Here is a 26995-nt window from a genome sequence, read left to right as displayed (position 1 = left end):
TGTGCACGTGCTAATGCCAGCTCTCGTTGCAGCTTTTTAAACGCTTTTGGGGAAAAGTCTGTTTGTTCCGGGATTTCAATCGCTTTCTTTTTCATCTTTGGCTTCACTATTTTAGGGCGTTGAGGGTTTATATAAGGGGATTTTACGCCATTAAGCCCTCTTTCACGAAAGGCTTTTCCAATAAATGACTTGAGAACGAGAAATCTGATGAAATTTAGCCACCTCACGGATACCCAAATCCTGCTCGGTGACCTGTTTGATAATTTTTAAACGAAATTGATAAGAGTAAGACATAATCTGCACCTCAAATTAGGTGTCCAGGTTTTGGGGTGCAGAGCAAAGTGCGGTCATTTTTGCCGACGTTTTTTAGTTAAACAACATTAATCCCCAAGTGACCACTACGATAACTAAGGCGACAAACACGGCAGCGGAGCCTTGATCTTTGGCGCGCCCGGAGAGTTCGTGGCGTTCGGTGCCGATGCGATCGACCACGGCTTCAATGGCGCTGTTGAGCAGTTCTACCACCAACACCAACAACACGGAACCAATCATCAAGGCGCGTTCAATGGCATTTTCGCCGAGCCATAACGCCAGCGGGATCATGAAAATGCAGCAAAAAAGCTCGTGGCGAAAAGCGGTTTCATATTTGACCGCACTTTTTAAGCCTTTCATCGAATATTGGGTAGATTTAATTAAGTGGGTCAGTCCCGTGGTTTTATCCATTTGATTTTCCTTTTTTTCTTTTTATTAGAGGCGTTTGGCTTCAATGACATCATCCAGTTTTTCCAAACGGGACAGAATTTTACTTAACATTTCCACGTTATTCAGTTCAATTTGCATATCAATATTCGCCACTTGGCGCTTGCTGTCCGTGTGAGTGGAAACGCCGAGTACGCTGATTTTTTCATTTGCCAGCACGGTGGTGATGTCGCGCAATAAGCCGTTGCGATCCGACGCCACGATGCGGATGTTGAGATAGAAGCCGCTGGAATAATTGTCGCCCCAGCGGGATTCCACCACGCGTTCCGGGTGTGCGGCTTGCAATTCGAGGAATTGGTCGCAGTCGCAGCAGTGAATGGAAATACCGCGTCCCATGGTGATGTAGCCCACGATGCTGTCGCCCGGAATAGGTTGGCAGCAGCGGGCGATATGGTGCATGAGGTTGCCCACGCCTTCCACGATCACACAGTCTTTGCGCTCGGATTTTTGCTGAGAATTGACCGCACTTTTGTTGCTCACATGGCGCAAAATTTCTTCGTCCACTTCCTGGGCGGAGGTTTTGATAAATTTGTTTTGTAGGAAGTTAATCAGCGGGCTGATGCGAATATCACCGCCGCCGATGCCGGCATATAAATCGTCCAGATTTTTCAGGTTGTAACGGGGCAGCGCCTGCTGTTCTACCTGTTTTAAACTGATGCCTAAGCGGTTAATCTCGCTTTCCAGCAATTCTTTGCCTGCCGGAATGTTTTTATCGCGATCCTGTTTTTTGAACCACGCGTGAATTTTCGCGCGGGATTTCGCCGTGTGGGTAAAGCCAAGATTCGGGTTCAGCCAGTCGCGGCTTGGGTTCGGGTTTTTCTGGGTGATGATGTCCACCTGATCGCCCATTTGCAGCTGATACGTGAAGGGCACAATGCGTCCGCCCACTTTGGCGCCGATACAACGGTGCCCGATTTCGCTGTGAATGGCATAAGCGAAATCCAGCGGGGTGGAGCCGGTGGGCAGATCCACCACTTCGCCTTTCGGCGTAAACACATATACGCGGTCGTCGAATACTTGGCTACGCAATTCTGCCATGACTTCGCCGGAGTCGGTAATATCGTCCTGCCATGCCAGCAGTTTGCGTAACCAGGCGATTTTTTCTGCGTAGCCGGAACGCCCTGCGGTGGCGCCTTCTTTATATTTCCAGTGCGCCGCTACACCCAGCTCGGCATCATCGTGCATTTGCTGGGTGCGGATTTGCACTTCAATGGGCTTGCCGCCTTTGCCTAGCACCACGGTATGAATGGATTGATAGCCATTCGGTTTTGGGTTGGCGACATAATCGTCGAATTCTTTCGGTAAATGTTTGAAATGGGTGTGTACGATGCCAAGTGCGGTGTAACAATCCTGCAATTTTTGCACGATAATACGCACCGCGCGAACGTCGTATAACTCGCTGAATTCCAGATTTTTTTTCTGCATTTTGCGCCAAATGCTGTAAATGTGTTTCGGACGTCCGTACACTTCCACCTGTTGGATGTTTTCCTGCAAATAGCCGGTGAGTTCGGTGATAAAATCGGCGATATATTGTTCGCGGTCAATGCGGCGTTCTTGCAACAGTTTGGCGATGGCGCGGTATTGTTCCGGGTGCAGATAGCGGAAGCAATAGTCTTCCAGCTCCCATTTGAGTTGTCCGATACCGAGGCGGTTGGCGAGTGGGGCGTAAATATTGGCGCATTCCTTGGCGGCGAGTACCCGTTGTTCTTCGGTGTAATTGTTATTCACCGCGTCTCGCAGGAAGGCGATTCTTTCGGCGAGTTTGATAATGACGCAGCGGAAGTCGTCCACCATGGCAAGCAACATACGACGCACATTATCCACTTGCAGGCCGCTGGCGGAGTGGGTGACGTTTAACTGACGAATGTTGTCCATCTCGATGACGCCTTTTGCCAATTTGCTGATATTGGCGCCGAAATCTGCTTCAATTTGTGCAAAATCCACCAGCTGATCGTTCACAATTGGAAATAACATCGCCGTGAGCAGGCTGTCGCAATCCATGTTTAAACTGTGCAGAATTTCCACCATTTCCACACCGAAGGACAACAAATGCGCCTCTTCCGTATGATGCTCGGCACGCAGTGCGATTTTTTGCTGCGAATAGTGCCAACAGGCGGTGAGACCGGTTTTGATATTGTCTGCCACATTTAAATTAGCGCACCATTGTTCAATCTCAAAATCTTTAGGATTTAATAAATGAGATCCTCTCACAGCGACCATAACGAATCCTTATTTTTTCCGAAATAAACTTATCGATTCCAAATGACCGGTATGCGGGAACATATCGATCATGGCGACTTTATCCAGTTGGTAGCCTGCATTACGCAAGATTTCCGTATCTCGCACGAGCGTTGCAGGATTGCAAGAAACATACAGGATATTTTCAGCCTGTAATTGACAGAGCGCATTTAACGCAAATGCCGCTCCTGTGCGTGGCGGGTCGAGCAGAATCTTATTGAAAGGTTGCTGCGCCCAGCCTTGATTGACAAACGATTTATCCAAATCTGCTTGATAGAATTGGACATTGTGACAGCGGTTTCGTTCGGCATTTCTACGGGCTTTTTCCACCATCGCGGAAACGCCTTCAATTCCCACCGCACTTTTTACCCGACGGGCGATCGGCAAGGTGAAATTGCCCATACCGCAGAATAAATCCAGCACATGCTCCCGTTCGTTTAACGCTAACCAATCCAGCGCGGTGTTGATCATTTGGCGGTTTAATTCGGCGTTAATTTGTATGAAATCACGAATATCAAATTGCAAGGTCAGGTCGTTATCCAAACGATAAAAAGGTTGTTCGCCGTGCCAATGTTCAATGGCATCCAGTTCTTGCACGAATAACATGAGGTTGTGCTGCTCGGCGAATTTCAGCAATAAAGTGCGGTCGTTTTCGGCGACGTTTTTGATGTGCCGCAACAGCATGGCGACACCGTTGTCCGCCGCCACTAGCTCAATGTGACCCAGTTGTTGCGGGGCGGACCACTGCGCGAAAAGTGCGGTCAGTTTCGGCAGTAAATCGTTGAGCGGTTGTTCCAGCACAGGGCAATGTTCAATCGGGATAATTTGTTGTGCATTTTTACGCCGTAAGCCGATACTCAGCTTGCGCGTTTTACTATCAAAGCCCACACTTAATCTCACCCGACGGCGATAATGCCAAGGTTCGCCCTGTAATAACGGCATAAACTGAATCGGCTCGGGTTGCAAACGACTGAGGCGTTGAATCAGCGCCTTTTGTTTGGCGGAACGTTGTAATTCGATGGGAATATGTTGATTTTGGCAGCCACCGCATTGCGTAAAATAGGTACACAGTGGCGTTTGGCGTTGCGGGCTTGGGTGCAAAATGCGCTGTGCTATGCCGTGTCCGTATTGGCGTTTTTCTTCCAGCACACGCACTTCCACGCTTTCCTGCGGTAGCGCATTTTCGATAAACCAGGTTTTGCCGTTCATTTTCGCTACGCCCAGCCCCTGATAATCCAAATCAAGGATGTGGGCGGTGAAATTGGCGGTATTTTTTTTCGGTTTGGTTCCGCTGTAAAGTAATGCCATGTTATTTGGAATATAAGCTATGTTGTGTAAATAATTCTCGGCTTTTCAATGGCTTGTCACCTAAATAAGGCTTTAAGGCGATGCGTGTAAAACGTTTTGCCGCCACTAATATGCTCGGGTCGTCAAATCGGGTTTGCTCAAATGCCAGCAATTCGCGCCCGTAAAAAGTTAAATTGTCTTTAATTAAGGAGGCGATAAAGCCTTTTTCTTCGCGGTAACGATAGGTCATGTCCGCTTCTACCGTGTTGCCCGAACCGGCGCAATGGGTGAAATCAATGCCGTATCCAAGGGTGCGCAACAGCTGAAATTCAAAGGTGCGCAGAGCGGGTTCCACTTGCTGTTGATTCATCGCCAGTTGGGTTAAACATTGCAAATATTGTTGGAACAGTTGCGGATAGGCGGTTTCCGGTTCCAGCACGCGGCAGAGGAGTTCGTTTAAATAAAACCCGCTGTATAAAGCGATATTTTGCAACGGAAGCGCAATGGCGGCGGGTTCCGCTTTGGTCAGGATTTTCAGCTCACCGCGTCCGCTCCAGCGTAACAACAACGGCGTGAAAGGCTGCAACACGCCTTTTAACATGGAACGCTTCGCCCGTGCGCCTTTTGCCAAGACGCTGATCCGCCCGAAGTCTTCCGTGAGTAAATCGATCAGTAAGCTGGTTTCGCTGTAAGATTTGCGATGTAGCACGAAACCGCGTTGCCAATTTTCGATGATGTCGCCCTTTTCGCCGATAAAAAATTGCGCTTATTCTAGCAGATTTCACACCGCACTTTGTGGGATTTTTGCGTGGGATTTTAGAATAAAAGGGAATGGGTTATAACGGAAATGTCGGCACTGATTGACGGTAGTGTAAATGTTCAGGTCTGCGCTATTTTATCGGTCTAAGCGTGGACGCTTGAACTATCGGGCAAGCGTGAGAATCGAGAAATGCCGGAGAATAAAAAAGCAGGTTTTGACACCTGCTTTTTTGCTTAAATCATCAATTAAGCTTTAGACATTGCAGCCACTTCTGCGGCAAAGTCGGTTTCCACTTTCTCGATACCTTCGCCCACTTCTAAACGGATGAAGTTAGAGACTTCGGCACCTTTTTCTTTTAATAAATCGCCAACGGATTTAGATGGAACCATGACGAACGGTTGGCCGGTTAAGGACACTTCGCCGGTGAATTTCTTCATGCGGCCTTCAACCATTTTTTCTGCGATTTCGCGTGGTTTGCCGGATTGCATAGCGATATCCACTTGGATGTTGCGCTCGTGTTCAACCACGTCGGCAGGCACGTCGCTTGGGTTAACGTAGTCAGGACGGCTTGCCGCGATGTGCATAGCGATGTGTTTTAATAACTCGTCGTCTGCGCCTTTACCTGCAACCAATACGCCGATTTTCGCGCCGTGTAAGTAAGAACCTACCACGTCGCCTTCGATGTAAGCTACACGACGAATAGTCATGTTTTCACCGATTTTGGCTACCAATGCCGCACGTTTTTCTTCAAATTCCGCTTGTAATTGTTCGATGGAGGTGCCTTTGTGTGCGACTGCGTAGTCAGCCACTTCATTGGCTAAACCTAAGAAGCCGGCATCTTTTGCCACGAAGTCGGTTTCGCAGTTTAATTCAACCACCACACCGAAACCGTTTTGTACGCGCGCGATGATCACACCTTCAGCGGCAACACGACCGGCTTTTTTCGCCGCTTTGGCTTGACCGGATTTACGCATGTTGTCGATGGCTAATTCGATGTCGCCGTTTGCTTCAACTAATGCTTTTTTACATTCCATCATGCCTGCGCCGGTACGTTCACGCAGTTCTTTTACTAATGATGCTGTGATTTCAGCCATTTTAAAATCCTCTGTCGGTTAAAGTGCGGTTGAAAAATAACTTGTTTTTTAACCGCACTTTTAGCTCAAAAAATACAGGGAGCTGTTTCAGCCCCCTGCTAACCAATTAATCGTCTGATTAATAAGGGCTTACGCCTTATTGCAATCGCTTGAATTATTCTGCGGCTTGCGCTAATTCTTCAGCAACCGCTTCTTCGTTACCACGACCTTCTTTGATCGCTGCAACCGCCGAAGCCAAGTAAAGTTGAATGGCGCGCGCTGCGTCGTCGTTACCCGGAATAACGAAATCTACGCCGTCCGGATCGGAGTTGGTATCAACGATAGCAAATACAGGAATGCCCAAGTTGTTTGCTTCTTTAACCGCGATATGTTCGTGATCCGCACCGATAACGAATAACGCATCCGGCAAACCGCCCATATCTTTGATACCGCCAAGGCTTAATTCAAGTTTTTCCATCTCACGGCTACGCATTAACGCTTCTTTTTTGGTTAATTTGTCGAAGGTGCCGTCTTGAGATTGGGTTTCTAAATCTTTTAAGCGTTTGATGGATTGACGAACTGTTTTCCAGTTGGTCAACATACCGCCTAACCAACGGTGATTTACATAGTATTGTTGACATTCTAATGCCGCTGCTTGAACTGCATCGGTCGCTGCGCGTTTGGTACCAACGAATAACACTTTGCCGTTGTTGCTTGCAATGCGGGTTAACTCGGCTAATGCCGCGTTGAACATTGGAACGGTTTTTTCAAGATTGATGATGTGAACGCCGTTGCGTGGTCCGAAAATGAACGGTTTCATTTTTGGGTTCCAGTAACGGGTTTGGTGACCGAAGTGAACACCTGCCTGAAGCATATCGCGCATAGAAACTTGTGCCATAATAATTTTCCTTTTGTTTGGGGTTTAGCCTCCACATACCCAGCCAATCGACCGTTTGGCACCCCGATTTAGCCTTACTGATATGTGTGTGTTTTAGTAAGTTTGATTAAAAATTGAACGTTATTTTTAAACAGCAAAATAACGGCGTGCTTTATACCATAAAGTGCGGTCGGTTTCCAGCGGATTTTTTGACGAGGATAAATAGATAATGATTTGTCCGAAGTACCCCGCCGATGATAAATATCAACACTCCTAAAGCAACTAAAGTCGATGCCGGCGCGGGCGAATTCGTCCTGATCGAATATATCTAGTTCAAAAGGCAGTTGATAAAGAGTGAAATCTTTGTTGACGATGTTGCCCGTGGTGAACAGGCTGTGGAAGCCCATATAGCGTTTGTCGTTCAGGTATTTTTGTTGTAACGCAACGCGCCCTTTTTGTTTCGACGGCAAATTCACGCCGAACAAGGCCCGGCGGACGCTGACGATCGTCGATAGGAATCCGCTCATCCGGGAACACATCCAGCACACCGGCGGTGAATATCCCGCGCATGGCGCTGCCTTCTAATACCAGTCCGACTTGCATTTAGCTTAACTCGTAAGGTAAAGGTTGTAATGTCAACGTCGTTTGGCTGTCTGGTAAACGGAATGCCTGCCCGTCTTCCAACGGCGTATTAAGCACCGCCTGCAACCATAAAACGTCGTGAAAATTGACCGCACTTATGATCGTGCCGGTGCAGCGCCAGTTGTCGCCGAGCGCCATTTCCAACGGCGAACCGATGTCAGGTAGGCTTTCCGTTTGTGCCGCAAAGATAAACAAGGCGCGTTTGTTGGCGCCGCGATATTTGGCGCGCGCCACCGTTTCTTGCCCGATGTAACAGCCTTTGTGGAAGGAAATCGCTTGTTCGATGCTTTGCAGATTTAACGCCTGCGGAATGAATTGTAGTTGGGTTGCCACCGCTAAACCGGGCACGCCGTCCTGAATATCCAACAAATCCCACACGTTTGCTTCGGCAGTCGGTTCGATGGATAAGCGGGTCGGATTTAACAAAATGACACGTGGTTGTCGATCGTTAACTGCAACACGAATTTGCGCGGAAATCTGACCGTACTTTTCGATGCCTTTCGCACCTGCCGCGCCGATAATTTGCCAATCTAACGGGGTGAAGGTGACTTTGGAAAACACCGCATATTTCTTCAGTTGATCCAATGCCGACGGCAATAATTCACTTTTCAGCAACATATAAAAGGTCTGTTCGTCTTGTCGAATCAGGCGGAATAGCGCGCTCATTTTGCCTTTCGGATCGCAATGGGCGGTGAGGGTGGATTCGCCTGCCGCCAGTTTTGTCACATCGCAGGTGAGTTGCCCCTGCAAATATTTTTCCGCATCCACACCCGCCATTTCAATGAGGGTGTAATGGCTGAGCGGGCAGATGATGTCGTCCTGTTGTGCCGTTAAAAGTGCATATGCCATCGTACTTTCCTTAAAAATATCAATAAATTACTCAAGATTTTGAATTTGCTCACGCATTTGCTCGATTAACACTTTAAGCTCAATGGCGGAATTGGTGACGTCCACATTAATAGATTTGGACGCCAGCGTGTTGGATTCGCGGTTTAGTTCCTGCATCATAAAATCCAGCTTACGTCCCACCGCGCCGCCTTTGCGCAGAATATTTTGGGTTTCTTTCACGTGTAACTGTAACCGATCCAGTTCTTCCGCCACATCAATGCGTTGCGCCAGCATAATCAGCTCCTGCTCTAAACGTTGTGGATCGGGTTGCAGTTGAATTTCCTCGAAGCGTTGCAGCATCCGCTCACGCTGCCATTGTAAAATCTCCGGCATTTTTGACCGCACTTTTTGCTGTTCGACGTTGATGGCGTCAAGGCGCTGTTCCAGTAAGGTATGGATTTTTTCCCCTTCGCGCTGACGCATGGCGATAAATTCGCCGACCACTTGTTCAAATGCCGCCAATAAATCCTGACTGATTAAATCCACATCTTGTTCCGGCACTTCCACCACGCCCGGATAGCGCAATACATCGGTTAAATTGAATTCGCCTTCGCCCGCTTGTTGTTTCAGCCATTGTAAGGATTGCAGCACTTGACCGGCGAGTTCTTGGTTAATGTGCAATTCGGCGGCGGTTTGTTTTTTATTATCGATGCGCAATGTGCATTCGATTTTGCCACGGGTGAGCTTTTGACGCAGGCTTTCGCGCAAGGTGTTTTCTAAGCTGCGGAACTGTTCCGGCAGGCGGAAAAAGGTTTCCAGATAACGTTGATTCACCGAGCGAATTTCCCAAACTGCGTTGCCCCAGTCTTTTTTTATCTCTAACGCAGCAAATGCCGTCATGCTATAAATCATAATAATTCCTTCATTTTTATCCCGTAAAATTGCGTTCTATTGTACTGCCAAATTTCGTTTCTGTCAGTTTGCGTGCTAAAATGGCGCGATTTTTTATTGCTTAACGAGGAATTTTTCATGCGCCCGAATCAACGTGCCAATCACCAACCCCGCCCGATTCAGATCACCCGTCATTACACCAAACACGCGGAAGGTTCCGTGTTGGTGGAATTCGGCGATACCAAAGTGTTGTGTACCGCCTCGGTCGAAGAGAGTGTACCGCGCTTTCTAAAAGGGCAAGGACAAGGTTGGGTGACGGCGGAATACGGCATGTTGCCGCGTTCCACCCACAGCCGTATGCAACGTGAAGCGGCGAAAGGCAAACAAGGCGGACGCACCTTGGAAATTCAGCGTTTAATCGCCCGTTCCTTGCGTGCCATGGTGGATTTGGAAGCCCTAGGCGAGCGTTGTATTACCTTGGATTGCGATGTGATCCAAGCGGACGGCGGCACGCGCACGGCATCCATTACCGGTGCTTGCGTGGCGTTATGCGATGCGCTGAACAGCTTGGTGACAAACGGCACGCTGGCGAAAAACCCGCTGAAAGGTTTGGTTGCCGCCATTTCTGTGGGCATTGTGAACGGCGAAGCGGTGTGCGATTTGGAATATGTGGAAGATTCCGCCGCCGAAACGGACATGAACGTGGTGATGATGGAAGACGGTCGTATGATTGAAGTGCAGGGCACGGCGGAAGGCAAGCCTTTCAGCCACGAAGAACTCTTAACCTTGCTCGATCTTGCCAAACAAGGTTGCGACATGATTTTCCAAACCCAACGCGCCACGCTGGCGGAATAAGGACGCACAATGGAAAATTACAAACAACAGTTTATTGAATTCGCATTGGCGCGTCAGGTGTTAAAATTCGGCGAGTTCACCTTGAAATCAGGGCGCGTCAGCCCTTATTTCTTTAACGCCGGGTTGTTTAACCAAGGCGCGGATCTTGCCCGCTTGGGCGAATTTTATGCCGCCGCCCTGCAAGCCGGCGGTTTGCAATATGATGTGATTTTCGGCCCGGCATACAAAGGCATTCCCATCGCCACCACGGTGTCGATTGCCTTATTTAACTGTTTTAACGTCAATAAACCGGTGTGTTTTAACCGCAAAGAAGCCAAAGATCACGGCGAGGGCGGCAACTTAATCGGTAGTCCGCTACAAGGCAAAGTGTTGTTGGTGGACGACGTGATCACCGCCGGCACGGCAATTCGCGAATCCATGCAAATTATTCAGGCGAATGGCGCACAATTAAGCGCCGTGCTGATTGCGTTAAATCGTCAGGAACGCGGTAATGGCGAGCTTTCAGCCATTCAGGAAGTGGAGCGCGACTACCAATGCAACGTGCTATCCATCGTTGATTTTGCCGATCTAATGGCGTTTATTAAAACCCAACCGGAATATCAACAATATTTGCCGGCAATGCGCGCTTACCGAGCACAATACGGCATTAAATAACACGAAAGTGCGGTCATTTTTGCAGGCGTTTTTAAATTCACGCTGAAGATCCACCGCACTTTTTAACCCAACGGAGCAACAATGAATTTTATCGGAAAATTTTTAGGTGCCTTGATCGGTTTTCGATTAGGCGGTTTTTTCGGCATGTTAACAGGGATTTTCCTCGGTCATCTCGCCGACAAAAAACTGTATGAACTGGGCACAGTAAATTCTTCTTTCTTCAAAAATAAAACCACCCGCCAATTGCTGTTCATGCAAACCACCTTCGCGGTGCTCGGGCATATCAGCAAAGCCAAAGGACGCGTGACGGAAAACGACATTCAGCTTGCCAATCATTTGATGAATCAATTGCAGCTGGACGATGCGGGACGCCGTTTGGCACAGGACGCGTTTAATCGTGGCAAACAGGCGGATTTCCCTATTCGTCAGGTGATTCGCGAATTTCGTATCGGCTGCGGACAGCGCGCCGATTTGTTGCGCATGTTCCTGCATGTGCAGGTTCAGGCGGCATTTGCCGATGATCATTTGCATGAAAATGAAAAAGAACTGTTGTTTGTGGTGGCGGAAGAACTGGGTCTATCCCGCTTTCAGTTTGAACAAATGCTGGCGATGGAAATGGCGGCGCGTCAATTCAGCCGCGGCGGTTATTACCAACAGGGCGGCTATCAGCAAGGCTCTTATCAACAAAGTGGTTATCAATACAACGATTACCAACAACATTCTTATGGTCAGTCTTCCGGCCCGACGTTAGACGATGCTTATAAAGTGCTGGGCGTCGGCGCCAATGATGATCAAAATACGGTGAAACGGGCGTATCGCCGTTTAATGAACGAACATCACCCGGACAAACTGGTGGCGAAAGGTTTGCCGCCGGAAATGATGGAAATGGCGAAAGAAAAAGCACAACAAATTCAAGCGGCATGCGATTTGATCTGCAAAGCCAAAGGTTGGAAATAACCTTTGCGCGTTATTTTAGCCCCCATGCAGGGCGTGCTTGATCCGCTCGTGCGTCAATTATTAACGGAAGTGAACGATTACGATTTGTGCATTTCCGAATTCGTGCGCGTGGTGGATCAACGGCTTCCGCCGAAAGTGTTTTATCGCCTTTGCCCCGAGTTACACCAACGGGGCTTCACCCCAAGCGGCACACCGGTACGCGTGCAACTGCTCGGACAACATCCCCAATGGTTGGCGGAAAATGCCGAACTTGCCGTTCAATTAGGTTCCCACGGCGTGGATTTAAACTGCGGCTGCCCGTCGAAAACGGTGAACGGCAGTAACGGCGGCGCTTCCTTGTTAAAACAACCCGAACTCATTTACCAAGCCACTAAAGCCATTCGTCTCGCCGTCCCGCAACATCACACCGTTAGCGTGAAAGTGCGCTTAGGTTGGGATTCTACGGAATTCGCTTACGACATTGCCGACGCGGTACAACAAGGCGGCGCCACGGAAATCGCCATTCACGGACGCACCAAAACCGATGGCTACCGCGCCGATCGCATCAATTGGCAAAAAATCGGCGAAGTCCGTCAAAAATTGAAGATTCCCGTTATCGCCAACGGCGAAATTTGGCGTTGGGCGGACGGACAACAATGCCGTGACGTCACCGGCTGCGAGGATCTTATGGTGGGGCGTGGTGCGTTAAATATCCCGAATTTAAGTCGGGTGTTGAAACGTAATGCCGCGCCCTTAAGCTGGGCTGAAATCATGCCGATTCTGCGTAAATACGCCGCACTGGAAAACTGCCATGACAGCGGGTTTTATCATGTGGCGCGCATTAAGCAGTGGTTGCAGTATTTAAAATATGAATACGCAGAAGCTGCTGATCTGTTTGAGATGGTGAAGCGCTGTGATGATGGGCGTAAGTTAAAAGGAATTTTGGATTCCTATTATGTGGATAAAAAACATCTCAATAACAATCCGGATTTAAGTAAGCCGGGAATCCGCCGATTATTCATAAAATAACCCTTCGCCATATAAATAAATCTCAACTTCTTCACTAACACGTAATCCCTCGCTATAACGCTCTTCTAAATTCACTTCCACTCCATTTACCTTAATCTGAGCAATGGTTGTTTTGCCTCTAAACTCTACCTGTTTAACAATCGCGTTAAAAAGTGCGGTGGGTTTTTTCGGTGTTTTTAGCAGACTGAATTGTTCCGGGCGCAGGAGTAGCGTACCGGTAGCATGTCCGCCGCTTTTGTCGATAATGGGAATATCACCGAGTTGGCAATGTGCATTTGAAGCGTTATTTAAGGTTGCGGGTAATGTGATGGCATCGCCGATAAAGGTAGCGGCAGCGAGGTGTTGCGGAGCGTGATAAAGGGTGTGCGGATCAGCGATTTGTAGAATTCGCCCGTCTTGGATCACCGCGATTTTATCGGCATAACGTAGGGCCTCATCGCGATCATGGGTGACGAAAATCGCCGAGGTGCCGCTTTGGCGCAGGGCTTGCAGCATATCGTGACGAATTTTCTGGCGCAGGTGTTCATCCAGGGCACTAAAGGGTTCATCCAACAAAATTAATTCAGGATTGGGGGCGATAGCCCGAGCGAGCGCTACGCGTTGTTGTTGCCCACCGGAAAGCTGATGAGGAAAACGTTCGGCAAGTTCAACAATACCGGTAAGCAACATTACCTGTTCAACCCGTGCGCGTTCTTTCGGGCTGTTACCTTTGCCGTTACCCAAGCCATAAGCAATATTGCGATATACGTTCAAATGAGGAAATAGCACGCCTTCTTGCACGACATAACCTAAATGGCGCTGTTGGGTCGGCACATTACAATTTGCACCGAAAATCAACCGCTCTTTTAGGCGAATTTCGCCGCTATCAGGCTGTTCAAAGCCGGCAATGGCACGTAACAATGTGGTTTTGCCACAGCCGGAGGGACCTAATAAAAACAAGATTTCTCCACTGTTAAGTTGCAACGAAATATCGTGCAGAACATGTGTTTGCCCGAAATATTTGTTGAGATGGTCGATTTGAAGCAATGGTAAGTTCATTTGCATAAGTGTGAGTCGTTCCTATTTAAACGCATATTTCTTCAACAAAAACACCGGAATACCGGAAAAGAGTACAAGCATTACGGCATAAGGCGTGGCGGCGGCATATTGGGCGTCGCTGGTGTATTCCCAGACAGCAATGGAAAGGGTTTTGATGTCATTTGGGGTGAGCAATAAAGTAGCAGTAAGTTCTTTCATCAGATTTAGAAACACCAATGCAAACGCTGCGGCGATGCCAGGTAAAATTGCGGGAAAGGTGAGTGTACGGAAAATATAAAAATGACTTCTGCCGAGACTTTGTCCCACTTTTTCCATCTTGTCGGAGATTTGTTCCAAAGAGCTACGCAAGGTGGTTTGTGCCATAGGCAGATAGAGCATTAAATAGGCGATGACCACCATGAGAAAGGTTTGGTAGAAGGAATAGGCGTAGTTGATAGTGAAATATACTAATGCCAATGCGATAACCAAGCCCGGTACGGCATGCAATAAATAAGGCAGGCGATCAATCCAGATGGTGAGACGGCTACGATAGCGCACGGCACTCCACACCAAAGGCAGGGCGCAGACGACGGTCAGTATTGTACCTAAAGCCGAAATGACCAATGAGTTACTGAAGGCTTCAAAAAAAGCATGGAAATCGACCGCACTTTCAATAGAATGCCCCACTATCAGCCAGTAAATCAGCATGGTAAAAGGTATGCCTATACTGAGGATAAGGATCGTCATGAAAAAGACGATAATCAGTGCTTGTTTGCCACCACTTAAGTTTTTTACAGGATAAGGACGGACGACACCTTTGCCACTGTTATAAAGGGTTTGTTGTCCACGAAAGAAAATTTCACCAAAGACAATAAAGGCACAAATCACCATCAATACTGCTGAAAGTAATGCCGCCGTGCTGTTGTTAAAGGACATTTCGTATTCTTGAAAAATAGCCGTAGTGAAGGTTTGGTAATTGAGAATGGATACCGCACCGAATTCCACCAGCATATGTAACGCAATGAGTAAAAAACTGCTGCCGATGGCCGGTTTTAGCTGCGGGAAAATAGCGTGCCAAAAGGTGTAGCTTAGGTTCTTGCCAAGGGAAAAACTGACTTCTTCCAGTGAACGATCCAATCGTTTTAAAGTGGCAGCGACAGGTAAATAAGCAAGAGGAAACGAGCTTAAGGTCATAATTCCGATAGTGCCCCAAAAGCCTTCAACGCGGAAAGTAAGACTAATCCAAGTAAAACAACTGACAAAGGCAGGGATACACAAGGGTAATGTCATTGACACCTGAAAAAAGGATTTTCCCCAAAAACGATAGCGCTCCAGCAAGAATGCACAAAAAGTGCCAAGGGTAATGGCACCGGAGGTCACGCAAACCATCAGAAGCAGGGTATTGCTTAATAATTCCCACATGCGGGGACGCCATAACAGTTCAATACTACGATCCCAACCTACCTCAATTGCCCGTACGACAACATACAAAAACGGCAACAGTAACGGCAGGCTGATAAGTAGAATCAAAATGGTGAGCCAGAATGGGAGGCGACGGTTCAAGGAAAGTCCTTTGTTTTATATTGTTATTTAGCAGAAAAGAAAGGCACGCGTGGAAAGCGTACCTTTCTTCTTTGGGTGTGTTATTTCAATCCTGCCTGTTCAATCAATTTATTGGCATTTTTCCTATCTTTTGCAGTGGTTGCGCTGACCTCAGGAGCTTCTAATTTTGCGTAAGGTTCCATGTTGAATGGAGAGTGTACGTCAGGACGTAGCGGGTATTCTGCACGCACAGCAGTAAAGGCTTCCTGACCTTTTTTACCGGCTAAGAAATCCACAAATTTTTTCGCTTCTTCTTTATTTTTCGATCCTTTTAACACTGCAGCGCCGGAATAGGTCACCAACGCACCCGGGTCTTGATGGCGAATGAAATATAAACGGGAGTTTAGTTTATCTTCGCCTTTTTCTTTTGCTAAAGCATACCAATAATAATTATTAATTAGTGCTGCCGGAACTTCGCCGTTTTCTACCGCTTGGAGTGCTACGCTGTTTTTTGCATAAAGTTTGCCATTTTCTTTTAAGCCCTTCAGCCAATCCAACGCGGCTTTTTCACCTTTTAATTTAGTGATAGCAATAACTTGTTCCAAAAATGCCCCGGAAGTCGGCACATAACCGATTTTATCTTTCCATTTCGGCGTGGCGTAATCCAATACAGATTTTTCCATGTCTTTCTCAGAGAGTTTATTTTTATCATAAACCACTACACGAGAGCGACCACTTAACGCAATCCAGTCTTTTTTTGGCGCTACAGGCACGCCTTTGTACTCTGTTTGTTTAATGGTTTCGGCAGAAAGCGGTTCTAACAATCCCGCTTCGGATAACGCAGCAAATGGTGCAGTTTGCTCCGAATAGAAGACATCGGCAGGGGTTTTATCGCCTTCTTCTTTTAACTGACCGGCAAGTTGCTCGCTTTTCGCACTGTTAAGTGTTACTTTAATCCCGGTTTCTTTGGTAAAAGCATCGGCGACAGCTTTTGCTCCTTCTTTATGCTGACCGCTATATACAGTGATGTCGGCGAAAGCGGCAGTAGAGAAAGCTAACGCAGTAGCAAGAGCTGCAAGTTTGAATTGATTAATCTTCATTTGAAAACTCCTTTTAAATGTTCTTTATACGATGGTTTATTCTGCAACATATTAAAATTGCATGAATATTTTTATTCTAAAAGTCTAATTTCCGAAATGCAAATAATTATCAGTTTAAATTGGTCGTAGGAGTGAATAAAAGTGCGGTGAATTTTTAATGTGTTTTAAATTTGTTTAATAAAAACACTTGAAAAATAACCGCACTTTAATAAAGCAAATTAGTCTTTCGCAGGATAATCCCACCAAATATCAAACAACTCGCTCACTTCCACTTGTTGTAAGCCGTTTTGGGTTAGCCAGTTTTTCACTAATTCTTGGTGAGACGCGTCGCATTTGCCGATTTTCTCCAGGCAAACCAAGCCTTCCCAATGTAAGTAACCGCTGCCTTCGTATGCCAAGCCGTTTGGTTGGATCACTTCGCTGATGAAGCGGTCGACGGTGTTGTCGATTTGTTCTACGGAAGTGCCCTCGGCGAATTGCCATTGCACTAAAAAGCCTAATTCCTGGAATTCGGCGAGGTGCATTTTTTTGCGTTGTCTTTGATTACGTTTAATAGCCATGATGATTTCCTTCTGTTGGGGTTGGTGAAATTATGATTTGACGAAATACAAATCCCACACGCCATGTCCGAGACGGTGACCGCGTTGTTCAAATTTAGTCAGCGGGCGAAAATCGGGACGCGGGATATAGTCGTTAGCGACGGAGGTATTGCGCAGCTGCGGGTATTGGCTTAGCACCTCCAGCATGTGTTCGGCATAGTCTTGCCAGTCGGTCGCCATGTGAATAAAGGCGCCTTCGTGTAATTTGTTCAATAAACCGTCAATAAAATGTGGTTGCACAATGCGGCGTTTGTGATGTCTGGCTTTGTGCCACGGATCGGGGAAGAACAGTTGTAACCCGCCGAGGCTGTGATTGCCAATGCTGTCGCGCAGAATTTCGGTGGCATCGTGACAAATCACACGCAAATTGGTCACGCCTTTTTCCACGGCGTATGCAATACAAGCACCCACGCCCGGGGTGTGCACTTCAATGCCCAAATAGTTTTTATCGGGATTTTGCGCCGCCATTTCCACCAGCGAACTGCCCATGCCGAAGCCGATTTCTAAAATCACGGGATTGTCGTTGCCATAAATCGCTTGGAAATCAAAAGGTTGTGGTTGGTAGTCCAAGCCGAATGTCGCCCAGTTTTGGTTCATGGCGTTTTTTTGGTAATCGCTTAAACGTCCGGTGCGTAACACGAAGCTGCGGACTTTGCGCTTGTAGCGCCCATCGGCGGTAAATTCGGCGGATTCAACGGTTTTGCGTTTTTGGTCGGCAAAGGTCGGTTGTATGGAATCTGATGATTGGGTTTCTAACATGCGTTCTTTGAAATTGTTGTGTGCGGAAAATTTTAGCGGCTGATTATAGGCGGTTTCCTTATGATTAGCAATTTAGCCGATGAAACAAAAAACGCATTTGTTAATCTTTAGTGAAGAAGGTTTGCGCTTTGTGTTAAACTCTGCCGGTTTGATGTCGCCCACGGGGTGAAAAACACAGTTAAAAATAACCGCACTTTTATTGAATTATCAGGATTTATGCCGGCTCAATCATCTTCCAATGCGCCTTTTGCCCACGCCGTGCTGACGTGGTACGCCAAGTTCGGGCGGAAAAATTTGCCGTGGCAGCAAAATAAAACTTTATACGGCGTTTGGTTGTCCGAAGTAATGTTGCAGCAAACGCAAGTGACGACGGTGATACCTTATTTCGAGCGCTTTGTAAAAACGTTCCCGAATTTGACCGCACTTGCCAATGCGCCTTTGGACGAAGTGTTGCATTTGTGGACGGGCTTGGGCTATTACGCGCGGGCGCGCAATTTGCATAAAGCGGCGCAGATCATGCGTGATCAACACGGCGGCGAATTCCCGACGGAATTTGAACAGGTATGGGCGTTGCCCGGCGTGGGGCGCAGCACGGCGGGGGCGGTGTTGTCTTCTTGTTTAAATGCGCCTTATCCGATTTTGGACGGCAATGTGAAGCGGGTACTGTCCCGTTATTTTGCGGTGAGCGGCTGGCCGGGCGAAAAGAAAACGGAAGATCATTTGTGGCACTTAACGGCGCAGGTGACGCCGACAGAACAGGTGGCAGATTTTAATCAGGCGATGATGGACATCGGCGCCATGGTGTGTACCCGTTCCAAGCCGAAATGCGAACTTTGCCCGCTGAAAAGCGATTGCAAGGCGAACGCCGAACAAAACTGGCAGGCGTATCCCGGCAGAAAACCGAAGAAAGTCTTGCCGGAGCGGGAAAGTTATTTTTTGCTGTTGGAAAAAGATGGCAAAATTGCGTTGGAACAACGGGACAATGCCGGTTTATGGGGCGGGTTGTACTGTTTTCCGCAATTTTCCGAGAAGCAGGAATTGCTGGCGTATTTAGCGGCAAACGGAATTCGGCAATATCAGGAGTGGACGGCATTTCGCCATACCTTCAGCCATTTCCATCTGGATATTTATCCGATTTATGCGCAAGTGGACACGCCGAAAGCGTTGGCGGAAGAGAACCGTTCCCACCGGCAAAAAGTGGCTGAAACGGCGGGGGAATATCAATCAGACCTATTAAGTGCGGTTAAATATTGGTATGATCCACAAAATCCTGAACCTATCGGGTTAGCAGCGCCCGTGAAGAATTTATTAACTCAATATGTAAGGAATCATTATGGCAAGAATGGTGTTTTGTGAGCGTTTAAAACAGGAAGCCGAAGGGCTGGATTTTCAATTGTATCCGGGCGAATTGGGCAAACGCATTTTTGATTCTATTAGTAAACAGGCGTGGGGCGAGTGGATGAAAAAACAAACCATGCTGGTGAATGAGAAAAAGTTAAATATGATGAATGCGGAGCACCGCAAACTGCTGGAGCAGGAAATGGTGAATTTTTTGTTTGAAGGCAAAGATGTGCATATTGAAGGTTATACACCGCCGGAAGCGAAAGAATAAAGATGAAGAAATATTTGATTTTAGCCTTGATTCCTTTTTTGTATGCGTGTGGTGGCGGTATGTCATATAAAAAGGGATTGGATTATGATGAGGCCTTTGCGAAAGATACGCGCGGATTGGATATTTTAACCGGACAATTCGCCAATAATATCGACCGCATTTGGGGGGTTAATGAGTTATTGGTGGCGAGCCGCAAAGACTATGTGAAATATACGGATCGTTACTACACCCGTAGCCACGTCAGTTTCGACGAAGGGTTGATTACCATTGAAACGCAAGCGGATTTAAACCGTTTGCATAATGCCATTGTGCATACGTTGTTGATGGGTTCCGATGCCAACGGTATTGATTTATTTACTTCCGGCGATGTGCCGATTAGTTCCCGCCCGTTTTTAGTGGGGCAGGTGATTGATAATCAAGGCGAGTCAATTATAGATCAATTTACTGCAGGCAATTTCGCTACTTATTTAATTCGGAATAAATTGCAAACCCGCCGTTTGGCGAATGGCCATCAGGTACAGTTCGTGGTGATTCCGATGATTGCCAACCACGTTGAAGTGCGGGCGCAAAAATACCTGCCGATCGTGCGTAAAGTGGCGCGTCATTACGGGCTGGATGAAAGCCTGATTCTCGGTATTATGCAAACGGAATCCAGTTTCAACCCGTATGCCATCAGTTATGCGAACGCGATGGGACTGATGCAGGTAGTGCCGCATACCGCAGGGCGTGATGTGTTCCAAATGAAAGGCATGAGCGGTCAGCCAAGCAAGGCTTACTTGTTCGATCCGGAGAAAAATATTGATACTGGCGCCTCTTATTTATGGTTGCTGCAAAATAAATATTTGGACGGCATTACCAATCCGACCTCGAAACGCTTTGCGATGATCTCCGCCTATAACAGCGGTGCCGGTGCGGTGTTGCGTGTGTTCAATGATGATAAAGATGTGGCGATAATGCAAATCAACCGGCTTTATCCGGAACAGATATATCGAATTTTAACTACCAACCATCCGTCTGCACAGGCGAGAAATTACCTGGTTAAAGTGGATAAAGCACAGAAGAGTTATCGTGTGCGTCGTTAATTGATCGCCATTTTATTATGCCCACCTTAGGTCTTTTTAAATGAGCATGATTTTATATGAGAAGTCAATAAATTTGTTGAAAATGTAGCGTTTATATACGTTTCGCTTGTTAAATGCGCAACTAAGTTAATAATTTTCACTATTTTCAAAAATAGATATTGACTTGAAATAGAAAAAAACGTTTAATACGCACCACTGACGAGTTGCCTCGATAGCTCAGTCGGTAGAGCAGGGGATTGAAAATCCCCGTGTCGGTGGTTCGATTCCGCCTCGAGGCACCACTATTCCTCCTTAGTTCAGTCGGTAGAACGGTGGACTGTTAATCCATATGTCGCTGGTTCAAGTCCAGCAGGAGGAGCCAAATTCGAGAAAGCCGCTAAGAAATTAGCGGCTTTTGTTTTTTTCCGGTTTTACGCTTTTGTGTGGGGGCAAATTAAAAAACACCGGAAAAATCTACCGCACTTTTAAGCGTAAAGTGCGGTGGATTTTAGAAAAGTTTTTTAGTTGGCGTATTGATTAATGGCGTTAGCAACTTCCTGGTCTTTATAAATTGATTCCACCACTTCATTAAAGGTTTCGCCTAACACTTTTTGAATTTCCCAATTTCGCGCGAAAAATGCACCGGAGTGCGTGCGCCCGGCATTTATATTTTTCGTGAATTGACCTCTGCGACCTTGAACATGAATGGCAAGCTGAATTTTGCTGTCAATGTCGTAGCGTAAATTGCCTTGATTCACTTTGGCATAAAATTGCTGAATATCTACGGTGACGGCAGCATTGGAATTGTTCGCCATGCCGATACGGAAGCCTTTGCTGACCAAATCCTGTTGTTCAATTTGTTGGAACAATTGGGTCAGTTCCGGTGAGGCGGATAATTTGAGTAATTGTCCGTCTTTTACATAACTGCTGATTTCCGGGGTGTTACGCAAATCGCGGGTGGTGACATAAACCACGGCGGATTGGTTGACATTCATTGAGGCTTTCGGTGGCGCCAGGGTGAAGGTGAGTGTGTTCGGTTCGCTTTGGCAGCCGGTTAATAATACGCCGGAAAGTAAAACCGCACCCAGGGTAAGAGACTTCATCTTAAATTTCATAATATCCTCTATAATATTAAATAAAACGAGGCTATTCTTACAAACTTACGGCGTAAAGTATAGTACCGGGGGCTTAATTATTGTTTTTTGAGGACAGATGATTATGACAAAACAACAAGAATTGGAACAGCGCTTACGGCAGGAATTTCGACCGCACTTTATTGCGGTTGAAAACGAAAGTTATATGCACAGTTCCGGGCGGGGTGCCGATTCGCATTTCAAAGTGGTGTTAGTGAGCGATGTATTTGAGGGGATCGGTAAAGTCGCCCGTCATCGCAAAATTTACCAATTCTTAGTACAGGATTTGCAGCAAGGCATTCATGCCTTGGCGCTCCATCTTTATACGTTATCCGAGTGGAAGGCCTTAGGGCAACAATTCCCGAAATCACCAAATTGTACCGGCGTGGGGCAATAATCTACCTCTTTGGTATTATGCGCGAAAAATGCAAAAATTGATTTTGTGCAAGAAAAGTGCATATTTTCACGAAAAATGCGCAAACAGACGGCTTTCAAAGTGGCGTGGACGTTATTATTTAGTTAAAATAAAGCGTTTATTTTAGCAAAAATTTAACGTTTTTATGGGCGCGGAAGTCCGTAAAATCAATACAGAATTTGAGTTTTATTTTTATCGGTTGGAGAGTGGTTATTCGGGCGTAATGTGGTATTTCGTCGCTTTCTTCTTTAATCATTTCAACAACCATCACTCAAGACGAGGTAATAACCTTTCGGTTATTGCTGTATTTTAATCTGGCAAAAATAGTGCAAACAATATGATTACGATTAAAAAAGGCTTGGATCTTCCTATTGCAGGAAAACCGGAGCAGGTAATCCGTGACGGTAATGCGGTCAGCGAAGTTGCTTTGCTTGGTGAAGAATATGTGGGAATGCGCCCTTCTATGAAGGTTCGCGAAGGTGATGTGGTGAAAAAAGGTCAGGTGATTTTTGAAGACAAAAAGAATCCGGGCGTTGTTTTTACCGCACCTGCCGGCGGCATGATCACTGCGATTCACCGCGGCGAGAAGCGCGTGTTACAGTCTGTAGTGATTAAAATTGAAGGCGATGCTGCGCTTTCTTTCGATAAATACCCGGCGGCTGAGCTAAGCGCGTTAACCGCTGAGCAAGTACGTAAAAACTTACAGGAATCGGGTTTGTGGACAGCGTTTCGTACCCGTCCGTTCAGTAAAGTGCCTGCAGTAGATAGCATACCTTCATCTATTTTCGTCAATGCCATGGATACGAATCCGTTAGCGGCGGATCCTTCAGTGGTGATTGCCGAAGCGGAAAATGATTTTGTAAATGGTTTAACGGTGTTAAGCCGTTTACATGAAGGTAACATTCATTTATGTAAAGCGCCTGACAATAAAATTCCAGGATCACATGCAAGTAATGTGATTGTGAACGAATTTTCAGGCCCTCACCCTGCCGGTTTGAGCGGTACCCATATTCACTTTATCGATCCTGTCGGCATTCAGAAAACCGTTTGGTATATCAACTATCAAGATGTAATTGCTATCGGTAGATTATTCACCACCGGTGAACTTTACACTGAACGTGTGATTTCTCTTGCCGGCCCGCAAGTGAAAAAACCACGTTTGGTCCGTACCGTGATCGGTGCAAATCTTTCTCAATTAACCAAAGATGAGATAAGTGCGGGTGAAAATCGTGTGATTTCAGGCTCTGTACTTTGTGGTAATACCGCGAAAGGTGCACATGATTATTTAGGTCGTTATGCCTTGCAGGTGTCTGTAATTGCAGAAGGTAATGAAAAAGAGTTGTTTGGCTGGATTACACCTCAACCAAATAAATATTCCATTACCCGGACCGTATTGGGTCATTTTAGTAAAAAGTTATTTAACTTTACAACTGCCGAAAATGGTGGTGAACGCGCAATGGTGCCGATCGGTAGTTATGAGCGCGTGATGCCGCTGGATATTTTACCAACTTTATTGTTACGTGATTTGATTGCAGGCGACACTGATGGTGCACAAGCATTAGGTTGTTTGGAGTTGGATGAAGAAGATTTAGCGCTTTGTTCATTTGTTTGCCCGGGCAAATATGAATATGGTTCAATCTTGCGTCAAGCGTTAGATAAGATTGAGAAGGAAGGTTAAAAATGGGTTTGAAAAGTCTTTTAGAAAAAATGGAACCCGCGTTTTTACCGGGCGGTAAATACAGCAAGCTTTATCCGATCTTTGAATCGATTTATACCTTGCTTTATACACCGGGTACGGTAACCCACAAAAACACGCATGTTCGTGATGCGTTAGACTCAAAACGTATGATGATCACTGTTTTCCTTGCATTGTTCCCTGCAATTTTTTATGGCATGTACAATGTGGGTAACCAAGCAATTCCTGCGTTAAATCAATTAGGTAATTTAGAGCAGCTGATTTCAAGCAATTGGCATTATGCGTTGGCAAATGGTTTAGGGTTAGATTTAACTTTAAATGCAGGCTGGGGTAGTAAAATGGCACTTGGTGCAATTTTTTTCCTACCAATTTATTTAGTCGTCTTCACTGTTTGTACGATTTGGGAATTATTATTCTCTGTGGTGCGCGGTCATGAAGTGAATGAAGGGATGTTTGTTTCAACCATTCTGTTTGCCTTAATTGTTCCGCCAACATTGCCATTATGGCAGGCTGCACTTGGTATCAGCTTTGGTATCGTGGTGGCAAAAGAAATTTTTGGTGGTGTCGGTCGTAACTTTATGAATCCGGCATTGGCAGGTCGTGCTTTTTTATTCTTTGCTTATCCGGCACAAATTTCCGGTGACTTAGTATGGGCTGCGGCAGATGGTTTCTCCGGTGCGACTGCACTTTCACAATGGTCACAAGGCGGTCAAGACGCATTGCAGCATACTGTAACCGGTCAATCAATTTCTTGGATGGATGCCTTCATTGGTAATATTCCGGGTTCAATGGGGGAAGTGTCAACCTTAGCAATTTTAATTGGTGGTGCGATTATTGTGTTCACCCGTATTGCGGCATGGCGCATTATCGCGGGTGTGATGATCGGTATGATTGCAACTTCAACATTGTTTAATTTAATCGGTTCAGAAACTAACCATATGTTTTCAATGCCTTGGTATTGGCACCTTGTATTAGGTGGTTTTGCATTAGGTATGGTGTTTATGGCGACGGACCCTGTTTCAGCCTCATTCACTAACACCGGTAAATGGTGGTATGGTGCATTGATCGGTGTCATGGCGGTGTTAATTCGTACCATCAACCCGGCTTATCCTGAAGGGATGATGTTAGCGATTTTATTTGCAAACTTATTTGCACCGATTTTCGATTACATCGTGGTTCAGGCAAATATCAAACGTCGGAGAGCAAGAACAAATGGCTAAATTTAATAAAGATAGCGTAAGTGGCACCGTAACCGTTGTTGTGTTATTGAGTCTGGTTTGTTCTATTGTGGTTTCAGGTGCCGCCGTTGCCCTTAAATCAAAACAGGATGAACAAAAAGCCCTTGACGTTCAACGCAATATTTTAACTGTTGCCGGTTTAATGAAAGAAGATAACGCTTCCGTTATCAAAGAGACTTACAACAAATTTATCGAGCCTCGTTTGGTGGATTTACAAAGCGGTGATTTCGTTCAGGCAACAAAAGAAGAAGCCGAAAAGTTTGATCCGAAAGCGGCGATAAAAGACACCGCACTTAGTCAGCCGATTCCTGCTGACCAGGATAAGGCGGGCTTAAAAGTGCGGGCGAAACAGGCCGTGGTTTATTTGGTAAAAGATGAGCAAGGTACTGTAAACCAAGTAGTATTGCCGATGTATGGTCGCGGCTTATGGTCCACTATGTATGGTTTTGTTTCCGTCGCGCCGGATGCCAATACCATTAAAGGTATTACCTATTATGACCAAGGTGAAACCGCCGGTCTTGGCGGTGAAATTGCCAATCCGCGCTGGCAGGCATTTTTCGTTGATAAAAAACTGTTTGATGATAACCAAAATGTGGCGATTCGTATTGCCAAAAACGCCTCTTCCGACAAAGAACACGGCATTGACGCGTTATCCGGTGCAACCTTGACTTCAAACGGCGTACAAGGCTCATTTGATTATTGGTTTAGTCAAAACGGTTTTGGTCCATTCTTAGCAAAATTTAAAGCGGGGGCAAGATAATGGCTGATGCAAAAAGCAATTTAAGAGCACTTTTGCTTGATCCAATCGCGAAAAACAACCCGATTGCACTACAAATCTTAGGAATTTGTTCCGCATTAGCGGTGACCACCCAATTACAAACGGCGTTAGTCATGGCAATTGCGGTATGTTTGGTAACCGGTTTTTCCAGCATGTTCATTGCAATGATTCGTAACTATATTCCGAATAGTATTCGTATCATTGTGCAATTGGCGATTATCGCGTCGTTGGTAATTTTGGTTGACCAAGTGTTAAAAGCCTTTGCTTACGGTTTATCCAAACAATTATCGGTATTCGTCGGTTTGATTATCACCAACTGTATCGTCATGGGGCGTGCAGAAGCTTTCGCTATGAAATCCCGTCCATTAGAGAGTTTTGTTGACGGTATCGGTAACGGTTTAGGTTACGGCGCTATTCTCTTAATTGTGGCGACTTTGCGTGAGTTAATCGGCTCAGGTCGTTTGTTCGGTTTCCCGATATTACAAACGATTCAGGATGGTGGTTGGTATCAACCGAACGGTTTATTCCTTCTTGCACCGAGTGCGTTCTTTATCATTGGCTTCGTGATCTGGGGCGTAAGAACGTGGAAACCTGAGCAACAGGAGAAATAATCAGTGGAACATTATATTAGCCTATTTGTGAAGGCGATCTTCATTGAAAACATGGCACTTTCCTTCTTTTTGGGAATGTGCACTTTCCTTGCTGTATCTAAGAAGGTGTCAACAGCGTTTGGCTTGGGCATTGCTGTCGTTGTTGTGCTTGGCATTGCGGTTCCTGCAAACCAATTCGTATACGAGCATGTCCTAAAAGAAAGTGCTTTAGTTGAAGGGGTGGATTTATCCTTCTTAAACTTCATCACGTTTATCGGGATTATCGCCGGTCTGGTTCAATTACTTGAAATGACTTTAGATAAATTCTTTCCGGCATTATATAACGCACTGGGGATCTTCTTACCGCTTATCGCCGTAAACTGTGCGATCTTCGGTGGCGTATCCTTTGCCATCCAGCGTGAATATACTTTCGCCGAATCTGCCGTATATGGTATCGGTGCAGGATTAGGTTGGATGTTGGCGATTGTTGCATTAGCGGGCTTAACTGAGAAAATGAAATATTCTGATGTACCGGCAGGTTTACGCGGTTTAGGGATTACATTCATCTCCGCAGGCTTAATGGCGCTCGGCTTTATGTCATTCTCCGGTATTCAGCTATAAGGAGT

The 26995-nt window shown here is 46.3% G+C and carries 27 protein-coding genes, 2 tRNA genes and 2 pseudogenes; 15 read left to right on the top strand and 16 right to left on the bottom strand.

The genetic code is table 11. The features are described from left to right. From A3CS_RS01000000111000 to A3CS_RS0107090, 10 genes and pseudogenes are all read right to left on the bottom strand, one after another. Window positions 1-294: pseudogene (locus A3CS_RS01000000111000) on the bottom strand (transposase); the annotation flags it as partial. Between the two features lie 72 nt (window positions 295-366). Beyond that, a complete protein-coding gene (locus A3CS_RS0107130) occupies window positions 367-723 on the bottom strand; it encodes a diacylglycerol kinase (protein ID WP_005542871.1) in 357 nt (118 codons plus the stop codon). Window positions 724-747: 24 nt separating this feature from the next. After that, the gene (gene relA / locus A3CS_RS0107125; protein ID WP_005546233.1) at window positions 748-2979 is read right to left on the bottom strand and encodes a GTP diphosphokinase; all 2232 of its coding nucleotides are present in this window, start codon (window positions 2977-2979) and stop codon (window positions 748-750) included. 9 nt (window positions 2980-2988) lie between these two features. After that, window positions 2989-4305, bottom strand: a complete 1317-nt coding sequence (gene rlmD, locus A3CS_RS0107120; RefSeq protein ID WP_005546231.1) for a 23S rRNA (uracil(1939)-C(5))-methyltransferase RlmD — start codon at window positions 4303-4305, stop codon at window positions 2989-2991. Between the two features lies 1 nt (window position 4306). Beyond that, window positions 4307-4993 (bottom strand): DNA repair protein RecO, encoded by a 687-nt coding sequence (gene recO / locus A3CS_RS0107115; protein ID WP_005546229.1) that lies wholly within the window; start codon window positions 4991-4993, stop codon window positions 4307-4309. Window positions 4994-5289: 296 nt separating this feature from the next. Beyond that, window positions 5290-6138 (bottom strand): translation elongation factor Ts, encoded by an 849-nt coding sequence (gene tsf / locus A3CS_RS0107110; protein ID WP_005546227.1) that lies wholly within the window; start codon window positions 6136-6138, stop codon window positions 5290-5292. 154 nt (window positions 6139-6292) lie between these two features. After that, a complete protein-coding gene (gene rpsB / locus A3CS_RS0107105) occupies window positions 6293-7015 on the bottom strand; it encodes a 30S ribosomal protein S2 (RefSeq protein ID WP_005542886.1) in 723 nt (240 codons plus the stop codon). 263 nt (window positions 7016-7278) lie between these two features. Next, window positions 7279-7597 (bottom strand): annotated as a pseudogene (locus A3CS_RS1000000112470) (patatin family protein); the annotation flags it as partial. Next, entirely contained in the window at window positions 7598-8485 is an 888-nt protein-coding gene (gene ygfZ / locus A3CS_RS0107095; protein ID WP_005546222.1) for a CAF17-like 4Fe-4S cluster assembly/insertion protein YgfZ, read from the bottom strand. 27 nt (window positions 8486-8512) lie between these two features. Next, window positions 8513-9376: a YicC/YloC family endoribonuclease gene (locus A3CS_RS0107090; protein ID WP_005546220.1), complete on the bottom strand. Its 864-nt coding sequence runs from the start codon at window positions 9374-9376 to the stop codon at window positions 8513-8515. Between the two features lie 117 nt (window positions 9377-9493). On the opposite strand from A3CS_RS0107090, the gene rph reads away from it, so the two are divergent. From rph to dusC, 4 genes are all read left to right on the top strand, one after another. Beyond that, window positions 9494-10210 (top strand): ribonuclease PH, encoded by a 717-nt coding sequence (rph, locus tag A3CS_RS0107085; protein ID WP_005568249.1) that lies wholly within the window; start codon window positions 9494-9496, stop codon window positions 10208-10210. 9 nt (window positions 10211-10219) lie between these two features. Next, window positions 10220-10864, top strand: coding sequence for an orotate phosphoribosyltransferase (pyrE, locus tag A3CS_RS0107080; protein WP_005546215.1), 645 nt, complete (start codon window positions 10220-10222; stop codon window positions 10862-10864). Window positions 10865-10945: 81 nt separating this feature from the next. Then, complete coding sequence (gene djlA / locus A3CS_RS0107075; RefSeq protein ID WP_005546214.1) at window positions 10946-11821, top strand: co-chaperone DjlA; 876 nt, start codon at window positions 10946-10948, stop codon at window positions 11819-11821. Between the two features lie 3 nt (window positions 11822-11824). After that, the gene (dusC, locus tag A3CS_RS0107070) at window positions 11825-12829 is read left to right on the top strand and encodes a tRNA dihydrouridine(16) synthase DusC (RefSeq protein ID WP_005574291.1); all 1005 of its coding nucleotides are present in this window, start codon (window positions 11825-11827) and stop codon (window positions 12827-12829) included. Here the strand turns inward: dusC and A3CS_RS0107065 are convergent. The 5 genes from A3CS_RS0107065 to trmB all read right to left on the bottom strand — a co-directional run bounded on the left by A3CS_RS0107065 (window position 12815) and on the right by trmB (window position 17846). Further along, a complete protein-coding gene (locus A3CS_RS0107065) occupies window positions 12815-13873 on the bottom strand; it encodes an ABC transporter ATP-binding protein (protein ID WP_005546209.1) in 1059 nt (352 codons plus the stop codon). The two genes, dusC and A3CS_RS0107065, sit on opposite strands and share 15 nt — an antisense overlap. Window positions 13874-13888: 15 nt before the next feature. Further along, entirely contained in the window at window positions 13889-15409 is a 1521-nt protein-coding gene (locus A3CS_RS0107060) for an ABC transporter permease (protein WP_005546207.1), read from the bottom strand. Between the two features lie 80 nt (window positions 15410-15489). Beyond that, on the bottom strand, window positions 15490-16488 hold the full coding sequence (locus A3CS_RS0107055; protein WP_005546204.1) for an iron ABC transporter substrate-binding protein: 999 nt from the start codon (window positions 16486-16488) through the stop codon (window positions 15490-15492). 218 nt (window positions 16489-16706) lie between these two features. Further along, a complete protein-coding gene (locus tag A3CS_RS0107050) occupies window positions 16707-17048 on the bottom strand; it encodes a YggL family protein (RefSeq protein WP_005546203.1) in 342 nt (113 codons plus the stop codon). 30 nt (window positions 17049-17078) lie between these two features. Then, window positions 17079-17846: a tRNA (guanosine(46)-N7)-methyltransferase TrmB gene (gene trmB / locus A3CS_RS0107045; protein WP_005546201.1), complete on the bottom strand. Its 768-nt coding sequence runs from the start codon at window positions 17844-17846 to the stop codon at window positions 17079-17081. Between the two features lie 216 nt (window positions 17847-18062). Here trmB and mutY point away from each other — a divergent pair, with 216 nt between their 5' ends. The 5 genes from mutY (at window position 18063) to A3CS_RS0107015 (ending at window position 20901) form a co-directional block, all read left to right on the top strand. Continuing rightward, complete coding sequence (gene mutY, locus A3CS_RS0107035; RefSeq protein ID WP_005546199.1) at window positions 18063-19202, top strand: A/G-specific adenine glycosylase; 1140 nt, start codon at window positions 18063-18065, stop codon at window positions 19200-19202. Continuing rightward, window positions 19180-19458, top strand: coding sequence for an oxidative damage protection protein (locus tag A3CS_RS0107030; RefSeq protein ID WP_005542927.1), 279 nt, complete (start codon window positions 19180-19182; stop codon window positions 19456-19458). The genes mutY and A3CS_RS0107030 overlap by 23 nt, the downstream gene beginning before the upstream one ends. 2 nt (window positions 19459-19460) lie before the next feature. Next, entirely contained in the window at window positions 19461-20540 is a 1080-nt protein-coding gene (gene mltC, locus A3CS_RS0107025; protein ID WP_005546197.1) for a membrane-bound lytic murein transglycosylase MltC, read from the top strand. Window positions 20541-20745: 205 nt separating this feature from the next. Beyond that, window positions 20746-20821: transfer RNA gene (locus A3CS_RS0107020), tRNA-Phe, on the top strand. Between the two features lie 4 nt (window positions 20822-20825). Beyond that, window positions 20826-20901: transfer RNA gene (locus A3CS_RS0107015), tRNA-Asn, on the top strand. A 139-nt stretch (window positions 20902-21040) separates the two neighbouring features. Here A3CS_RS0107015 and A3CS_RS0107010 read toward each other — a convergent pair. After that, window positions 21041-21634, bottom strand: a complete 594-nt coding sequence (locus A3CS_RS0107010; protein ID WP_005546195.1) for a YajG family lipoprotein — start codon at window positions 21632-21634, stop codon at window positions 21041-21043. Between the two features lie 103 nt (window positions 21635-21737). Between A3CS_RS0107010 and A3CS_RS0107005 the strand changes: the two genes are divergently transcribed. The 6 genes from A3CS_RS0107005 to nqrE all read left to right on the top strand — a co-directional run bounded on the left by A3CS_RS0107005 (window position 21738) and on the right by nqrE (window position 26990). After that, on the top strand, window positions 21738-22049 hold the full coding sequence (locus A3CS_RS0107005) for a BolA family protein (RefSeq protein ID WP_005546193.1): 312 nt from the start codon (window positions 21738-21740) through the stop codon (window positions 22047-22049). 355 nt (window positions 22050-22404) lie between these two features. After that, window positions 22405-23745: a Na(+)-translocating NADH-quinone reductase subunit A gene (locus A3CS_RS0106995; protein WP_005546187.1), complete on the top strand. Its 1341-nt coding sequence runs from the start codon at window positions 22405-22407 to the stop codon at window positions 23743-23745. Window positions 23746-23747: 2 nt separating this feature from the next. Further along, the gene (locus A3CS_RS0106990; RefSeq protein ID WP_005546185.1) at window positions 23748-24983 is read left to right on the top strand and encodes an NADH:ubiquinone reductase (Na(+)-transporting) subunit B; all 1236 of its coding nucleotides are present in this window, start codon (window positions 23748-23750) and stop codon (window positions 24981-24983) included. Beyond that, window positions 24976-25761 (top strand): Na(+)-translocating NADH-quinone reductase subunit C, encoded by a 786-nt coding sequence (locus A3CS_RS0106985; RefSeq protein ID WP_005542948.1) that lies wholly within the window; start codon window positions 24976-24978, stop codon window positions 25759-25761. Before A3CS_RS0106990 ends, A3CS_RS0106985 begins: the two co-directional genes overlap by 8 nt. After that, a complete protein-coding gene (locus A3CS_RS0106980) occupies window positions 25761-26390 on the top strand; it encodes an NADH:ubiquinone reductase (Na(+)-transporting) subunit D (protein ID WP_005542950.1) in 630 nt (209 codons plus the stop codon). Before A3CS_RS0106985 ends, A3CS_RS0106980 begins: the two co-directional genes overlap by 1 nt. Window positions 26391-26393: 3 nt before the next feature. Then, entirely contained in the window at window positions 26394-26990 is a 597-nt protein-coding gene (nqrE, locus tag A3CS_RS0106975; protein ID WP_005542957.1) for an NADH:ubiquinone reductase (Na(+)-transporting) subunit E, read from the top strand. The last annotated feature ends 5 nt before the right edge of the window (window positions 26991-26995 follow it).

This window comes from Aggregatibacter actinomycetemcomitans DSM 8324 (genome assembly GCF_000372365.1).
In the GTDB taxonomy this organism is placed as follows: Bacteria; Pseudomonadota; Gammaproteobacteria; order Enterobacterales; family Pasteurellaceae; genus Aggregatibacter; species Aggregatibacter actinomycetemcomitans.
Note: the sequence above shows the minus strand (reverse complement) of the source record. Positions and strands in the feature narration are given on the sequence as shown.

What these genes read in the sequence shown, in the direction of transcription:
- rlmD (WP_005546231.1), bottom strand. Translation starts at nt 4,305, where the DNA reads ATGGCATTACTTTACAGCGGAACCAAACCGAAAAAAAATACCGCCAAT.
- A3CS_RS0106985 (WP_005542948.1), top strand. Translation starts at nt 24,976, where the DNA reads ATGGCTAAATTTAATAAAGATAGCGTAAGTGGCACCGTAACCGTTGTT.
- A3CS_RS0107130 (WP_005542871.1), bottom strand. Translation starts at nt 723, where the DNA reads ATGGATAAAACCACGGGACTGACCCACTTAATTAAATCTACCCAATAT.
- A3CS_RS0106995 (WP_005546187.1), top strand. Translation starts at nt 22,405, where the DNA reads ATGATTACGATTAAAAAAGGCTTGGATCTTCCTATTGCAGGAAAACCG.
- A3CS_RS0107090 (WP_005546220.1), bottom strand. Translation starts at nt 9,376, where the DNA reads ATGATTTATAGCATGACGGCATTTGCTGCGTTAGAGATAAAAAAAGAC.
- ygfZ (WP_005546222.1), bottom strand. Translation starts at nt 8,485, where the DNA reads ATGGCATATGCACTTTTAACGGCACAACAGGACGACATCATCTGCCCG.
- relA (WP_005546233.1), bottom strand. Translation starts at nt 2,979, where the DNA reads ATGGTCGCTGTGAGAGGATCTCATTTATTAAATCCTAAAGATTTTGAG.
- A3CS_RS0106980 (WP_005542950.1), top strand. Translation starts at nt 25,761, where the DNA reads ATGGCTGATGCAAAAAGCAATTTAAGAGCACTTTTGCTTGATCCAATC.
- tsf (WP_005546227.1), bottom strand. Translation starts at nt 6,138, where the DNA reads ATGGCTGAAATCACAGCATCATTAGTAAAAGAACTGCGTGAACGTACC.
- mutY (WP_005546199.1), top strand. Translation starts at nt 18,063, where the DNA reads ATGCCGGCTCAATCATCTTCCAATGCGCCTTTTGCCCACGCCGTGCTG.
- A3CS_RS0107030 (WP_005542927.1), top strand. Translation starts at nt 19,180, where the DNA reads ATGGCAAGAATGGTGTTTTGTGAGCGTTTAAAACAGGAAGCCGAAGGG.
- A3CS_RS0106990 (WP_005546185.1), top strand. Translation starts at nt 23,748, where the DNA reads ATGGGTTTGAAAAGTCTTTTAGAAAAAATGGAACCCGCGTTTTTACCG.
- A3CS_RS0107010 (WP_005546195.1), bottom strand. Translation starts at nt 21,634, where the DNA reads ATGAAATTTAAGATGAAGTCTCTTACCCTGGGTGCGGTTTTACTTTCC.
- pyrE (WP_005546215.1), top strand. Translation starts at nt 10,220, where the DNA reads ATGGAAAATTACAAACAACAGTTTATTGAATTCGCATTGGCGCGTCAG.
- trmB (WP_005546201.1), bottom strand. Translation starts at nt 17,846, where the DNA reads ATGTTAGAAACCCAATCATCAGATTCCATACAACCGACCTTTGCCGAC.
- rpsB (WP_005542886.1), bottom strand. Translation starts at nt 7,015, where the DNA reads ATGGCACAAGTTTCTATGCGCGATATGCTTCAGGCAGGTGTTCACTTC.
- A3CS_RS0107050 (WP_005546203.1), bottom strand. Translation starts at nt 17,048, where the DNA reads ATGGCTATTAAACGTAATCAAAGACAACGCAAAAAAATGCACCTCGCC.
- rph (WP_005568249.1), top strand. Translation starts at nt 9,494, where the DNA reads ATGCGCCCGAATCAACGTGCCAATCACCAACCCCGCCCGATTCAGATC.
- mltC (WP_005546197.1), top strand. Translation starts at nt 19,461, where the DNA reads ATGAAGAAATATTTGATTTTAGCCTTGATTCCTTTTTTGTATGCGTGT.
- A3CS_RS0107005 (WP_005546193.1), top strand. Translation starts at nt 21,738, where the DNA reads ATGACAAAACAACAAGAATTGGAACAGCGCTTACGGCAGGAATTTCGA.
- djlA (WP_005546214.1), top strand. Translation starts at nt 10,946, where the DNA reads ATGAATTTTATCGGAAAATTTTTAGGTGCCTTGATCGGTTTTCGATTA.
- A3CS_RS0107065 (WP_005546209.1), bottom strand. Translation starts at nt 13,873, where the DNA reads ATGCAAATGAACTTACCATTGCTTCAAATCGACCATCTCAACAAATAT.
- A3CS_RS0107055 (WP_005546204.1), bottom strand. Translation starts at nt 16,488, where the DNA reads ATGAAGATTAATCAATTCAAACTTGCAGCTCTTGCTACTGCGTTAGCT.